The organism is Anaplasma marginale str. Florida, assembly GCF_000215485.1.
In the GTDB taxonomy this organism is placed as follows: domain Bacteria; phylum Pseudomonadota; class Alphaproteobacteria; order Rickettsiales; family Anaplasmataceae; genus Anaplasma; species Anaplasma marginale.
Genome location: NZ_AFMS01000131.1, coordinates 1 through 14,840, shown reverse-complemented (window position 1 = coordinate 14,840; position 14,840 = coordinate 1). Strand labels below are relative to the sequence as shown.

Below are 14,840 nucleotides of genomic sequence, written 5' to 3'. Positions count from 1 at the left end.
AACACGCATGTGATGCAGCAGATCGTGCAAATCTTTCATGAAGGTGTTGAAGTGTATTCTTTTTTTCTTTTTGATTACCGAATGTTCGTAAAACAGATTCGCCAGCATAGACTTGCCCCTGCCAACATCCCCGTATATGTATACGCCCTTTTTTGCGGTAGAGCTTGGCCTACGCCAAAACTCCCACCATTTCGGCGGAGCTTGGTCGTATTGCATCAGCTCCTTGAGCACATCAACCTGGAGGTCATCTCGCGCTATCTTGCGCGCATCGACCATACTGTGATATCTAGCAAGCATAAACTTACCAAACAACCCCGCTAGATCCGGGGGATTATAATTCGCAACTGAGGCAGAGAATCTTACGCCCAGATATAGGGTGCCATAAAAACGGGATAAATTCCACTACCGCCGTACCACGCGGAAAATCAGGCCAGGTACCCTTCCCAACAGTGGCACAACTCCATCTCACACCACGAACCATATACCGCGGGCACATTACGCGCAACCCAGTTTTCCAAATTTGAAGGGAAAGAAGTTTGTTGCATAACCATCAGGCAACACAATTACCTATTTACTCAGGGATTTAGAGACTATATCTCTCATCTTGTCCCTAACATAGGCCGGATTGTAACCAGCAAAGTGACATACAGTTATGAAATCACTGTGCAAATCGTTGATCCAGTTAAAGGCCTTCATCTTTTCTATATTATTTTCCGTTCGTTTATAGTTAGATGTAATGTCTATCATGGCCTGAAGTATAACTGCACCCCAAAGTGAGCTGTAACGTTTCTGTTCGCCAACCGTTTCCTCATCCTCCAAATTGTGAAGTGGGTCAGTAGCAAGGCCGTCGTACACCCCGCAGTAGTTGTAGAAGTTTAATAGATTGGAGTCCATTTTTACCCTCTTAGATTAAGAAAGATCGATCGATTCAAAACCCAGGGAAAACAAAAAATCAAGCCGCGTCAGGGTGTCTCTCTGCTCCTTATTATGAACAAAAAAAGTAGCCTCTTTCCCAATGGCGGGGATTTTACGATATGCCTGTTATGATATAATTATATTGGATATTTCCGTACAGGCTGATCAAAAACTGTTACTCAGCTAGTATGTATTTGCTGAGAGAAAAATCTGGCGTGAAAAAGTTTGTGAGTTACTATTGTCTATAAGCTAAAAATATGGGCACTGTAGCGGCATTATCGGTGTTCGCTATACTTTACGGTGGAAAGCTTGCAGTGCGGAGGTTGCAACGCGCGGAGCATAACGGCACGTGTTTGTGCTCATATAATTTGATAATTTGCTACACCCTAAGCACTAATCGTCTGAAGCTGCTTGGTTCGCAGTTCATGCCGCAAACTCACGGCTTCTGTAGTGGATTTCTCGTGCGCGTGGTTATACATATAAGTCTTAGGCGTTCCAACAGAAAATGCAGTTTGTTTATTCAACGCTTATGACGGGCTGTGTTTCACTTTCTGATACAAGCGCAACCAGCAGATTGCTGACGAACTTGAGTTTGCGGTCATCAGTTAAGTCAATCCCGTGCTTAGCTTCAAGGTGAGATAGCACTTCGTCTACCATGTTGACCGCGTTTTTCACTATATACACCCTGGCCTCGGAAATCGCCTTCGCTTGCTGCCTTCGCAGCATAACTTGCGCTATCTCTGAAGAGTACGCAAGATGGGATATTCTCGCATCTTCCACTTCGATGCCAACAATGCCCATTCTGCTTTGCAGGATCGCACGAAGCTTTTGGGAAATCTCTGTAGAATTCTGGCGCAGCGATACGGCAGAATTGGAGTCATACGGATAGCTGCCGGCAAGCTCTCTGAGGGCAGTTTCTCCTTGCACAGAAATGAAGCTCTGGTAATTCTCTATGTTAAAGCACGCCTTGGCTGGGCATACAACTCTCCAAACCACGGCAGCTGCTATCTCTATAGGGTTCCCATCTGCATCGTTAACTTTCATCACGGAGGTGTTTGTGCTCTCGATTTTCAGAGAAACACTGCGCTTAGCGGAGAAGGGTACAGTGAAACGTAGGCCCATACCGAACGACGTGCCGATGTACTCACCAAAAAATTCCACAACTTTGGCCTCATTTGGCCCGTTTATGAAGAAGCCACTTGGCAACAGTGACCCGATTACAGTCAATATGCCCATGGCACCTAAAAACGGCAGCGAAAAATCGCTAACCAGGCAGCCAATACCGAGCCCGGCTAGGCTAATCAGCATTACGCCTATTACGCTGTATCCGTTAAAACAAAGCAGATTTTTGTTCTCAATATTGCGCACGGACGACGATGCTACACCATTACGTTTTCCCCCATCTTTTTGCATGAGACCCCCTAGTACAGTTTTGTGCAAGGACTAACGATAGCAATATAACGGCATGGACGCAAAGCCCATTTGGACAGCCAACGGGCAGCTACCCCTCTTGTTCTTCTTCGCTGAAGCCAACCTGCATTTCACTTATTGCGTTTATCATGTCTACCCTGCCCTTATCAATCGCAACGCTGAGCGGGGTTTCTCCTCGATCATTCTTGACGCTGACATCAGCACCATTTGACAGCAGGTACCTGACAGTATCTATGGCTCCATGCCTAACTGCATAAATAAGCAGGTTGTCCCCATTGTTAGCACGCATTTCTTCCATGACAAACTTTTGGTTTTTGCCCATTGCTGCTAACTCATCGACGACAGCCAAAAGCCCTGTGATGTCATTAGCTTTTGCGCAGTAGAATACGTGTGCGTAGTAATCTTCCGCGCGGTAAAATCGTGGTAGATGCATATTATCGTTATTGTATGCGTCCGTCTCTATGTACGGATGGGCTGCTCTGCGGTGCGGCCAATGCCTGGCTTTGCCGCGTGGTAGATTTGCGCTATCACCCGCAGATTCGCCACGATCACCGTCTTGTACGCGTTCCGCGTTGGTTTCAGCAACCACATCACTAGTGGTTTCGCTAACCACATCACCAGTGGTTTCGCTTCCCTGCACTGGAGGCTTTTTCTCTCCCTCATTGCGTTTTTGCGCATCATCGACGCTCACCTCTTTGTTTGAGCGTTGTTCCTTTGATTTGTCATCGCCACCTTTGCGCCACGTCATAATGCCGCTGATGCCCGACTCCACGCTAGGTATCATGGTCTCCGCGCGCTTGCTTACTTCTCCCAAAAGAAAGTCTAATGTGCCACTGGAAGAGCTGCTAGCAATGCATTCCTGGCTACAAAACACAGTGCACAAAACACCGGTCAAAAAAACCCTCCTCACACCACACATGTTTCGCTACTCTTTAGACTCCACGCATATAGGCTCTACCACCAAAGTATGATTTAATCATTAACACAAAGGTTAAGAAAGTAAAAAGACAAAACCGGTGAAAAATTCTAAGCTTGACATACAGCAGCAAAGTGCTACCGACCCGGAACGGGAATTCGTGTGGATAAGTGCATCTGCAGGTACTGGAAAAACTAAGTTACTGGTCCATAGAGTAATAAGGCTGATGGTATCTGGGCAGCGCAATATACTGTGCCTCACTTTCACAAACGCTGCTGTACATGAAATAAGAGAGAGGGTATACGGCATAGTTGCAGAGTGGCTGGCGCTACCCAAAGAAGAGCTAGTCAACAGGCTTCGGGAAGTATGCTACCAACAGATAGATCACCAACATTATGTAAGAGCACGGCGGCTTTTCTTTGACGTCCCATCCATTTTAAAAATACAAACGGTGCACAGCTTTTGTCACTCTCTAGTGGCATCATTCCCCGCGGAAACAGGTGTCTCGGCAGACTTTGAAATGCGCGAACTGTCGTGGTCTTACCCAAAAATCTTTGCACAGCTGCTACGAGAGGATAGGAGCATTGACCGTGACTTGTCAGAAATTTCGGTGGAGCTCGCAGAAGATACTCTGTACAACCTTGTGTATCAAATCATCAACAAGCAACACAAGATTGTCCCCATTGAGCCGCCACAAACCGCAGTTGCTGACCCACACACAATTATGTGCCCAGTGCAGTTGATAGACGCCTTGAAGTGTGGCAGCACAAGAGACCAAAAAATCGGCAAAAGGCTGAGCACTTGGAATACTTCCACCAGGAGGTCTCCGGAAGAGGTCGCGGAGTATTTGTCGATTTTCATCAACTTACAATCCCTGGCAAAAAATCCATCTCTAGCATAGTGACAAAAGGCATCTTGGAACAATTTCCCGACATTGTCCGGGTAATTGAGTGCGAACAGGAGGCGCTGCTGGAATTTGCCGAAAAATTTTACACAGAACGGATAACAAAGCGTACGTTCCACCTGGTGCGGATTGCACAAAAATGCGCGGCGTTGTATGAACAGGACAAGAAATGCTCAAAATACCTGGATTACAACGATGTAATTGGGCTTACGCTTGATCTCATGCTACATCCAGACTGCAAAGACTGGGTGCTCTTCCGCCTAGACAGCGAAATAGACCATATACTGGTGGATGAATCTCAGGACAACAGCCTCGAGCAGTGGAACATAGTAGCCGCCCTGTGCAGCGAGTTCTTCTCTGGGCTTGGTAGCAGCAATAATAAGCGAACTCTGTTCGTTGTGGGGGATGTTAAACAATCTATATACGGGTTTCAAAACGCCCGACCAGATTATTTTCACCGCATGCACCAGTATTTTGTCGCCCAAAGCAGCGACGCGCTCACCATACAACTTCAGACGTCATTCCGGTCAGCCAAGCCTATTTTGCACCTTGTGGACCGGGTTTTCAACGCTTTTAGAGAGCAAGTTTCTTTCCAGTCACAAGAAATAAAGCATGAAGCATATCGCGCGTCAGACTATGGGTACGTTGAAGTGTGGCCATTGATAAACACTGAAAAGCGTAGAAAACTTTACGCCTGGGACGAGCTAGAGGTGGAAACCGGCACACCACATGCCACTGACCACTTGCTGCTTGCACAAACAATGGCGAGGTCCATCGGTACGTGGATTCAAAGCGGCAGGATACTAGCTGCTAAAAATCGCCCAGTACGCGCAGGGGACATACTAATACTGGTGCGACGCAGAACCATTTTAGTTGATTACATAATCGCGGAGTTGAGGCAGGCCGGAGTTCCAGTATCCGGCAGGGATAGGTTCAACATGATGGACTACGTCGCAATTCAGGACTTGGTAAACCTGGGAGAATTCTTGTTGCTACCCGAAAACGACATGGCTCTCGCGGCGTTGCTTAAGTCCCCAATCTTTGAACTGACAGACTGCGATCTATTAAACTTAACGCATAGCCGCGCCGATGCCGTTTCGTTGTGGGGCAAACTACAGGCATTTGCACAGTTCGGCAAAATCGCAGACTATCTAGTATCACTAATCAATGCTTCCAAAACACGTACTCCGCTGGATTTATACTGCCTTATCCTATCAGAGCACAGAGAAAAGCTATTGCAACACCCCGGCCAGGCATCAGCAGAGATCGTGGACGAATTTATGAACTCACTAACCAAGTTTGGGCTCAACAACGTGAACACTTTGGAATCTTTCATTCACTGGATAAAGAGCACAAACCCTGAAGTGAAGATTGATATAAACACCTCAGAGGACGTCGCAAGAGTTATGACTGTGCACAACGCGAAAGGCATGCAATCACCCATTGTGTTTTTACCAGATACAACGAATGTCCCCAGGTGCGAGCTTCAACTCATTTTCGACGCCGAAAATACACCTATATGGTGTGCTGGCGACACAAACGCGCGTTGCAGGGACCTAAAAACGCTGAAAAGGCAGGAAGAATACAACGAATATCTCAGGCTATTGTACGTTGCCATGACCAGGGCGGAAGATGAGCTGTACGTGGCTGGAGTGGGTCCCCCACGCGAGCAGTCCTGGTACAGTATCATTACCGGCGCAGGAGAGGGCGTATTCGCAAAAAAATCAGTAGTCCTGTCTCCAATGTTCCAAGACAAGGTAGATGCACTCTACATAGAAAGCTCCGAAGAACCGGCTTAGTGCGGTAGACCACTCAAGTTCTAGTCAGCACATTTATTCATAGCAAACTTATGGAGCGAGCTCGTAACCTGTTGGTGGCGTACGAAGCTGCTAACGCGCTCAGCGGCTGAGGAACTTGTGCATGGCGCTTTAGACCAGCCGCCAACGGGGCCACAATGCACCGGCGCAACACGCATCACCGCCACACATGGGGCGCTGCTACGCACCCGGGAAACTACCGTACCTTCAAGTTGGAAACACCAGCTTACTGCGACCAGCCGCCCGGGCCTTGGCCAATAACCAGCAAGTGTGCGCACAGCCAATGTTCACACCCAAACGGTCGCATTACATGGTAATGACGCCTAAACCCGACAACTTCCGGTCCTCAAGGTCTTTGTGAGCCTTGGCAATGTCTTTAAACTTGTAAGTCTTGTTAATCTCCGCCCTAATATGCCCCCTCCTGAGCATTTCAAATATCTCCATGGCGGTGAGCCCAAGTTCCAACCTGGAGCGCTTATAGTGCTGAATCGCCGGAGAAGTTATAAACCACGATCTGGCACTCAGCATCGACATACTGACACTGGGCATGCGGCCGGAAATGCTTCCGTAAGATATGTACAGCCCGAAGTGCCCCAATACGCCGAACGACATCTTGCTCACCGCTGCACCTATCGGGTCATACACAACATTCACGCCCCGGTCACCAGTGATCGTCATCACCTCTTTGGTGATGTCATCATCCTTTAGGTTCACAACGTAAGCACAGCCCACCTCTTTCGCCACACCGAGACGTGCACCTGACTCTACAACTCCTATAACCTTGCCGCCTTTGTACCTAGCCCACTGACAGAGAATTTGCCCAACGCCTCCAGACACTCCGTGCACCAGGGCAAATGTTCCCGGACGGATATCATATATTCTGTGAGTAAGATAGTGCGCAGCCATTGCCTTAAGCATGACGGCAGCGGCAACCTCGTCGCTGATGTCATCAGCTATCTTGAACAGGTACTTTTGGTTTATCAATCTGGTCTCAGAGTATGCACCACCGGGTGCAGTGCAGTACCCTACCCTATCTCCAACATTTAGCGCCTCAACACCCGGCCCCAGTTGCCTCACAACACCAACGGCCTCCACACCCAAAACCGCGGGGAAGGACGGCACTTTCCTTGTTCCAGTACGATACTCCACATCGTAGCGATTCAGGCCTATCGCCGTATGTTCAATTAAAACCTCGCCCTTGCCAGGCTCACCAACATCTACGTCAACATACTTGAGGACGCCCGCATCACCATTTCTGTCGATAACAACAGCTTTTGACATACGCTCCACTCCATCTCACCGTACCATATTACATACAACCATTAACAAAAGAAAAAGATCTCGCATCGGTCATACATCCACACCTATTTAATTCACTTTGTTCCATAAAAGACCTAGTCCTGCTCCGGGACCAGTGACCCAGCTTCCATGCGTACACGGCCGTTATTTTGAGACCCAGCTCCCATGGCAGCCTTAGCACCAGGACTACCGCCACTAATAGGATCGTCGATTTTAGCTCCGTCTGTACTAGCGCCATTTGAAATACGCACCTTTGATGCCGTATCCGGTATACCACTTGTTGCGGACTTCTTGATACGACTGCGAGTTTTCCTTTTGTGCGACTTTTCTTGTACCTTAGAGACACTTTCAGCGCTGCTGCGTTCAGCGGCATTTTTCGTATTACTACGCAGCACACCCGGAGAGCCTGCGTGTGCGTCGGTCGCCGGACTATCAGCCTTTTCACGTGCCACTTGTTCGCGGTCTTGCTCGGGCACAGAATCTTGCTGTGTGACGCCTTCACTCTTGGCCACACTTGCAACCGAGGAGGTGCCGCCCCCTTTTTCTATTGGGCCTCCAGCAGGATGATCTGGACTGCCACCAGATTGCAAGTTTCCAATCGGAGTATTATGGCCGTGTGTAGCGCGGCCTCCCCCCACAGCGTTCTGAGAATCTGCAGCACCCGCAGCGGCACCGCCAACATTGCCGGACGACGCTTCTATTCTAGAAGGCCCTGGACCACTGGTAGGACGCACTCCTGCACCCTCCTGACTACCCGATTCCTTGCTGGTAGGAGGCTTGTTGGTAGTGAACCTACTGAGTATCTCGTCTCTCTCGCCCATAGCGGCCATCATGCCGTCATCCATAACGATTATCTGCTCCACAGCGCCGAGCAACTGCATTTTATGTGTCACAACAAACGTTGTAATGCCCTGCTGTTTCGCATAGGCGAGCGCACGTACCAAGTTTGCTTCTGCCCTTCCGTCCAAATTTGCATTGGGTTCATCCAAAACCAAGAGCCTCACGTCGCCGTAGAACGCCCTGGCTAGCCCCAGCATTTGTTTTTGCCCCCCCGATAGGACCACTCCACTGCCACCTATCACGGTGTCATACCCGCTGGGGAGGTGCAATATCATTTCATGAATTCCAGCAATTTTAGCGGCTTTAATTACCTTCTCTGGGTCAGGATCTGGTGCCATCCTTGCAATGTTGGTTTTAACGGAGGCCTGAAAGAGCTCAATATCTTGAGGTAAATACCCAACATGGCAGCCAAAATCTTCCCTATTCCACGTGTACACATCCGCACCGTCAAGCCTGACAACTCCAGACAGTGGCTTCCATACCCCAACCAAAAGCTTGGCCAGGGTTGACTTCCCTGAGGCACTGGGCCCGATGATCCCAACAACGCTACCAGGCTCCACACCGAAAGACACCCCTTTAATTGTAGGCTTACTTCCCCCATACGGCGTGAAAAACACCCTGTCCATAGTGACGCCCCCCCTAGGCTTGGGCAGCGCCATGGCCTGCTCCCTTTTAGGAAATGCGAGCAGCAGGGCCTGTAACCTTCTGTAGGAGATTCTTGCCGAAAGTAGCATCTTCCAGGTGTTAATCGCAGCCTCAAACGGGGCTAAAGCTCTACCCATAAGAATGGAGGCAGCAATTATGCCGCCGGCAGTTTTATGCCCATGTATGGCTAGCCACGCTCCCACACCGATTACAGAAATTTGCAGAACAGAGCGAACAAACTTCGTAACACCCATAATGACGTTAGACCTGCCCTGAGCTTTTATCTGCAACTTCCTGTTGTGGGTATTTCTATCGGACCACTCGGCAACTATGTGCCTCACCATCCCCATGGCCTCTACCACTTCGGCGTTCCGACTTGCAACATCTATATAGTTGATATTGCGCACGTTTTCCTCGTTAGACTCCTGCATAACCCGCTTGGTCGCCAGCTCATTCCAGATCGCCATCAATACCAGCAGCACTATGCCAACTATGGCTATATACCCTGTGACTGGGTGTATCATGAATATTGCAGCAAGATACACTACCGCCCACGGCATATCGAATAGGGATAGCACGCCAAACCCCGTAATGAAGCCTTTGACCACCCCAAGGTCACGTATTGCTTCACCGCTTGAAGTTGAAGCCTTCACTGAGGTCAAGCTGATGGATCTGGCAATCAGATCGGGCGTGGCTTCTCTATCTATCCAATCCGCAACCTTAGCCATGGTCAAGGATCGGCAAACATCCAACATCGAAGAGCAGACCAACGCGCCTACAGTTACTATGCTTAGCATAAGGAGAGTGGAAGAGCTCCCACTGGAGAGCACCCTATCCAAAACCTGTGAGGTATACAGCGGCAAAAACAGGACCAGGACGTTTATTGCGGAACTGAACCAGAACACAAACCAAAACACGCCCTTGCACTTTTCCAGCGTTTGATAAAGGACGCTTTTTTTCAGCTCCTTCATCGCGGAAAAGCCGAACTTTACACCTTCCACTACATACCCCAAATACCACGGATCTCACGCACTCACAGAGTGGCGCCAGTCGTTAAGCCTCGATATTACTATAAAAGTCTACTTATCATAAAGTAAATTAGTGTTGTACAACCCTAAATCAGGCCTTAGAATACCACTTGGGGTTTGTTCTACTGTTTGTAAAAATGCTACCCGTCGTTGTGTTATCACTGCTTACTGTACTCTCGTTGGTAGCAGGTGTCGTGCTAGCGTCTGTGGGCGGGAGCTTTTACGTAAAGTATAGGAACAAGCTCATGCTTGCAAGAGTGGCGCTGCAGGCAGCTTGCGTCATTTCCGCCGCGTTGCTCCTCAGGTAATGGGTCAAGTGTGGATCCTCTGCGTACTAAAATCATGGGAGTGCTGAATGTAACCCCAGATTCGTTTTCTGATGGAGGTAAGTTCTTCAATAGCGAAAGCGCGGTCGGCCACGCTGCAAGGTTAATAGCAGATGGGGCGGCAGTTATAGATGTAGGTGGGGAGTCAAGCGCACCCGGTGCCACGGCCATCTCTCAGGAGGAAGAGTGGAATAGGCTGAGTGGGGTTTTGCCCCAAGTTGTGAATATGGCACACAGCTCGGGGGTTGAGGTTAGTGTTGATACCAGAAACGCACGCACCGCTGCAGGGGCTTTAGCTCTCGGAGTGGATTACGTAAATGATGTGGGCGGGCTCATGGACCCGGAAATGCTGTCGACAGTGGCGCATAGCAGTGCAAAGATAATCATCATGCACAATTTTGGTATACCTGTATCCATTGCGAGGCCAAAATTGGATATGCCAGAACAATTGGTGGAGGAGATTATCGAATGGTTTCACGCCAAGGTAAGCGCGTTAGTCTCTGCCGGCGTGGATAAGCAGCGCATCATCTTAGACCCTGGTATAGGCTTTGGAAAGTCGCATAAGTGCTCATGGTATATCATAAAAAATGTATCGCACTTTAAAGTGTTGGGTTTTCCAATATGTATCGGGCACTCACGCAAGTCTATGTTCTCCGCAATTTCGGCTGAGCCAGAATCGCGTGATTTTCCCACGGCGGTCGTATCAGCATTTCTGCTGAACCAGGGAGTAGAGTTTATAAGAGTCCATAACGTGTCCCTTTGCAAAACTGCGCTCACAGTCGCAGGCATGCTGATGTAGCTTTTGCGCCCATCCCACAGGAGAAGGCTTCGCCCCAATATGTGTCAGGTAAGGTGGTCCCATGTGCGCCAGAAGCCGTAGCACGCCATTGTGTGCAGATCGCGCGGTGATGGCGGCACAACCGCTGGTGCAGTTACAGACGTCCTGCACAAATTACCAACAGACTTGCGCATCTGGAAATAACTGCGAACCATAAGCTTGCGCAGACTCGCGGGCAACGCTTGGGGAGCCTTGTGTATGTGCGTAATACCCAAGAATTCGCTTCTAGCTACTTCACACGTGCACCTACCAAACCTGCACACACCCAGATACAGGGCGCGCCACGGAACCAACACCAAAAGCGCAGCCAATGCGCAGGAAAAGTTACGCCTTGCAATCATGCGTTGTGCTGCAGTCCCGCTTTGCTTTTTGCCCGCATTAGTAGTAACATGCTGCGAGCTTATTTCCGGGAAATGTGAATGCCAAAGCGCGAAGATATAGAAACCATAATCATTTTGGGCGCAGGACCTATTGTAATAGGCCAGGCATGCGAGTTCGACTACTCTGGCACTCAGGCCTGCAAGGTTCTGAAAAGCGAGGGTTACAGGATAGTTTTAGTGAACTCCAACCCTGCAACAATTATGACCGACCCAGGCCTGGCAGATGCAACATATATAGAGCCGATAACTGCAGAAATTATTGAGAGAATCATCCTGAAAGAAAAGCCCAACGCAATACTGCCGACGGTCGGGGGGCAGACTGCACTTAACGTCGCCATGGAGCTTGTAGATCGTGGGGTACTATCTCGCAACGGCGTGGAAATGATAGGCGCAAACCAGGATGCAATCCGAAAAGCGGAGGATAGAAGCCTATTTCGCAAAGCAGTTGAAAGAGTTGGGGCCAAGTGTCCAAAGAGTACAATTTTAAAGGCTTCAGACCATATAGCCCAGGCGATGGAGTATGTGGGGTTGCCAGCCGTCATAAGGCCCTCTTTCACCCTTGGGGGAATAGGCGGCGGCATAGCGCGCACTGAAGAGGAATTTTGCGAGGCAGTCCAACGAGGGTTTGCGATGTCACCAATTTCCGAGGTTCAGGTTGACGAGTCAATAATAGGGTGGAAAGAATTTGAGATGGAAGTTATGCGCGACTGTCGCGACAATTGCATAGTCGTGTGCTCCATAGAGAACATTGACCCTATGGGCGTACATACGGGAGATAGCATAACAGTTGCACCGGCAATTACGTTACGCGATGAGGAGTATCAGCGCATGCGTAATGTCTCTTTCGACATATTGCGGGAGATAGGAGTGGAAACCGGCGGGTCCAACGTCCAGTTTGCGGTCAACCCCGAATGCGAGGGGGAGATGGTAGTCATCGAAATGAACCCCAGAGTCTCCAGATCATCTGCTCTCGCATCAAAAGCTACAGGGTTTCCCATAGCTAAAGTCGCGGCAAAATTGGCCGTAGGCTACACCTTAGACGAGATAGCGAATGACTGCGCAGTTTCAATTCCGGCATCATTCGAACCAGTGATGGATTACGTGGTGGTAAAGGTCCCCAGGTTTGACTTTGCAAAATTCCGGGTTCCCACGCAGGAGTTATCCACATCTATGAAGTCAGTGGGAGAGGCCATGGCGATAGGTCGGTCGTTTACTGAGGCCCTACAAAAGGCAATGTGCTCCTTGGAAGCGGGGTACAACGGATTGAACGAATTTTTTCCTCCGGGCACACATCTGGAGCAGGTATATGCGGCCTTGGCGGAACCATCACCCAGCAGGATTCTCATGATTGCAGACGCACTGAGAATGGGAATTGGCATAGACAAGATAAACGAGCTCACAAAGTATGACCCGTGGTTTCTCAAGCAGATAGAAATCATAGTAGCTTACGAGCAAGAGGTCAGAAACAATGGGCTACCGCAAACAAAGGCTGAGCTGCTGCAGCTCAAGAAAATTGGGTTTTCGGACGCAAGGCTAGCAGAACTTGGCGGTAGGGATGTCGCTTATGTAGAAAACCTGCGAGACACCCTGTCAGTGAAACCGGTGTATAAGAGGATTGACACGTGCGCCGGAGAGTTCAGAACCAACACGGCTTACATGTACGGGTGTTACGAGGGAGATGCGTTCGGTGAGCCTGAGTGCGAGTCGCTGGTCACAAATAAAGACAAGGTCATAATACTGGGAAGCGGGCCCAACAGGGTTGGACAAGGAATAGAGTTCGACTACACATGCGTACACGCCGCGCACATGATAAAGCAGATGGGGCTAGAAGCCATAATCATCAATTGTAATCCTGAGACTGTATCTACCGATTATGACACATCTGACCGGCTGTACTTCTCCCCACTAACGCGGGAATGCGTCCTAGACATCATAAGCAAGGAGTCCGAAGGGCAGGCTACGGTGAAAGTCATCGTCCAATTGGGTGGCCAAACTCCATTGAAGCTCGCGAAGGTGCTACAAGAGAAGGGCATAAACATCGTTGGAACGGGCTTTGACTCGATCGACCTAGCGGAAGACAGGCAGAAATTCAATGGGCTACTTACAAAACTTGGGATAAAGCAGCCGCACAGCGAAACCTGCAATTCCGCAGACGAGGTGTTAGAGAAGGCACAACGCGTGGGGTTCCCAGTTTTGCTACGCCCTTCATACGTGCTGGGGGGGCAGTTTATGTCGGTAGTACGCACCGAGCAGGCCCTCGCCACATATTTACGTGAGCACGACAAGATATTCGATTCCGGCTCACTGCTTATAGACAAGTTTTTGACCGACGCCGCAGAGGTTGATGTGGATGCAATCTGTGACGGCAACCAAGTCTACATAGCTGGAATCATGGAGCACATCGAGGAAGCAGGCATCCATTCGGGAGATTCCGCATGCTCGCTACCACCATATACCCTCGGGGAAAATACGATAGCCTTGGTATCGCAATACACCAGGCAGGTGGCGCTGGCTCTTAATGTCAGGGGCTTGCTGAATATCCAATATGCCATCCAGGACGGGGAAGTATATCTGCTGGAAGCAAACCCTAGAGCGAGTAGAACCGTGCCGTTTGTCGCAAAAGCCACCGGTGTTCCCGTAGCCAAACTTGCGACTGCAGTAATGCTCGGTGGAAGGATATCTATAAGCAGTGACGCACCAGCGGTAATGTCGTATACGGCAGTCAAGGAGGCTGTGTTTTCATTTTCGAGGTTTGCAAGCGCGGATCCACGGCTGGGCCCAGAAATGAAATCTACCGGCGAGGTCATGGGTATAGACCAGTCCTTTGGCATGGCCTTTGTAAAATCACAAATCGCGGCCGGATACGCACTACCAACGTCGGGCAAGGTGTTTCTATCGGTAAAGGATAGCGATAAGCCGGCAGCGGCGGATTTGGCGCGGTCATTTGTGGACTTGGGGTTTGAGCTTTTTTCAACCACCGGCACCGCTCAGTATTTGGATACGTTGGGCATTCGCACCACGCGCATCAATAAAGTCCGCGAAGGAAGGCCGCACATAGTGGATATGCTAAACAACGATGAGATAGTGCTAGTAATTAACACGTCCGCGGGAATAAAAGCAGTCTCGGACAGCGCGGATATCAGGAGAACCGCAATCATGCGCAGAATACCCCACAGCACAACGCTTTCCGGTGCCAAGGCCATAGTGCTCGCGCTCAGGAACCTAAAATCTGGAGGTGGCCCAGAGGTGGCACCCATACAGGAGTATCACGACAAAAATTCCGGAACATTATCGGAATGTTCAGTGCAGTGGGACCCTGGGAAAGAGGAAGCGACAGCCACGTGATAACCTCCAGATAAAATTTGCCGGCACCCTACTCGAGATTTGCACCTGTGATGACCATCAGCCAATACTGGCATCGCTCTCCAACCTAGCCATAGCGGCCAGAAACAAAGCACACCAGAATATCTCAACCAAAGCCGACCTTACCTCTACGAGGAT

At 49.6% G+C, this 14,840-nt stretch carries 8 protein-coding genes and 1 pseudogene; 3 read left to right on the top strand and 6 right to left on the bottom strand.

What is annotated here, in order from left to right; genetic code table 11:
• The 4 genes from zapE to ankB all read right to left on the bottom strand — a co-directional run.
• On the bottom strand, window positions 1-297 hold a 297-nt coding region (gene zapE, locus GAC_RS03645; protein ID WP_037349483.1), incomplete at its 3' end, for an AFG1/ZapE family ATPase.
• A gap of 270 nt (window positions 298-567) precedes the next feature.
• On the bottom strand, window positions 568-894 hold the full coding sequence (locus GAC_RS03640; RefSeq protein WP_010268129.1) for a hypothetical protein: 327 nt from the start codon (window positions 892-894) through the stop codon (window positions 568-570).
• 537 nt (window positions 895-1,431) lie between these two features.
• The gene (locus GAC_RS03635; RefSeq protein ID WP_010265361.1) at window positions 1,432-2,328 is read right to left on the bottom strand and encodes an SPFH domain-containing protein; all 897 of its coding nucleotides are present in this window, start codon (window positions 2,326-2,328) and stop codon (window positions 1,432-1,434) included.
• Window positions 2,329-2,416: 88 nt separating this feature from the next.
• Complete coding sequence (gene ankB / locus GAC_RS03630) at window positions 2,417-3,241, bottom strand: ankyrin repeat domain-containing protein AnkB (protein WP_241760152.1); 825 nt, start codon at window positions 3,239-3,241, stop codon at window positions 2,417-2,419.
• A 121-nt stretch (window positions 3,242-3,362) separates the two neighbouring features.
• On the opposite strand from ankB, the pseudogene GAC_RS03625 reads away from it, so the two are divergent.
• Window positions 3,363-5,965 (top strand): annotated as a pseudogene (locus GAC_RS03625) (UvrD-helicase domain-containing protein).
• A 324-nt stretch (window positions 5,966-6,289) separates the two neighbouring features.
• Here GAC_RS03625 and GAC_RS03620 read toward each other — a convergent pair.
• Both GAC_RS03620 and GAC_RS03615 read right to left on the bottom strand, forming a co-directional pair.
• The gene (locus GAC_RS03620; RefSeq protein ID WP_010268142.1) at window positions 6,290-7,264 is read right to left on the bottom strand and encodes a quinone oxidoreductase family protein; all 975 of its coding nucleotides are present in this window, start codon (window positions 7,262-7,264) and stop codon (window positions 6,290-6,292) included.
• Between the two features lie 113 nt (window positions 7,265-7,377).
• Window positions 7,378-9,738, bottom strand: coding sequence for a type I secretion system permease/ATPase (locus GAC_RS03615; protein WP_225318162.1), 2,361 nt, complete (start codon window positions 9,736-9,738; stop codon window positions 7,378-7,380).
• A gap of 375 nt (window positions 9,739-10,113) precedes the next feature.
• On the opposite strand from GAC_RS03615, the gene folP reads away from it, so the two are divergent.
• Window positions 10,114-10,920 (top strand): dihydropteroate synthase, encoded by an 807-nt coding sequence (gene folP / locus GAC_RS03605; protein ID WP_037349481.1) that lies wholly within the window; start codon window positions 10,114-10,116, stop codon window positions 10,918-10,920.
• Between the two features lie 458 nt (window positions 10,921-11,378).
• Window positions 11,379-14,684, top strand: coding sequence for a carbamoyl-phosphate synthase large subunit (carB, locus tag GAC_RS03595; protein ID WP_012659056.1), 3,306 nt, complete (start codon window positions 11,379-11,381; stop codon window positions 14,682-14,684).
• Window positions 14,685-14,840 lie beyond the last annotated feature (156 nt).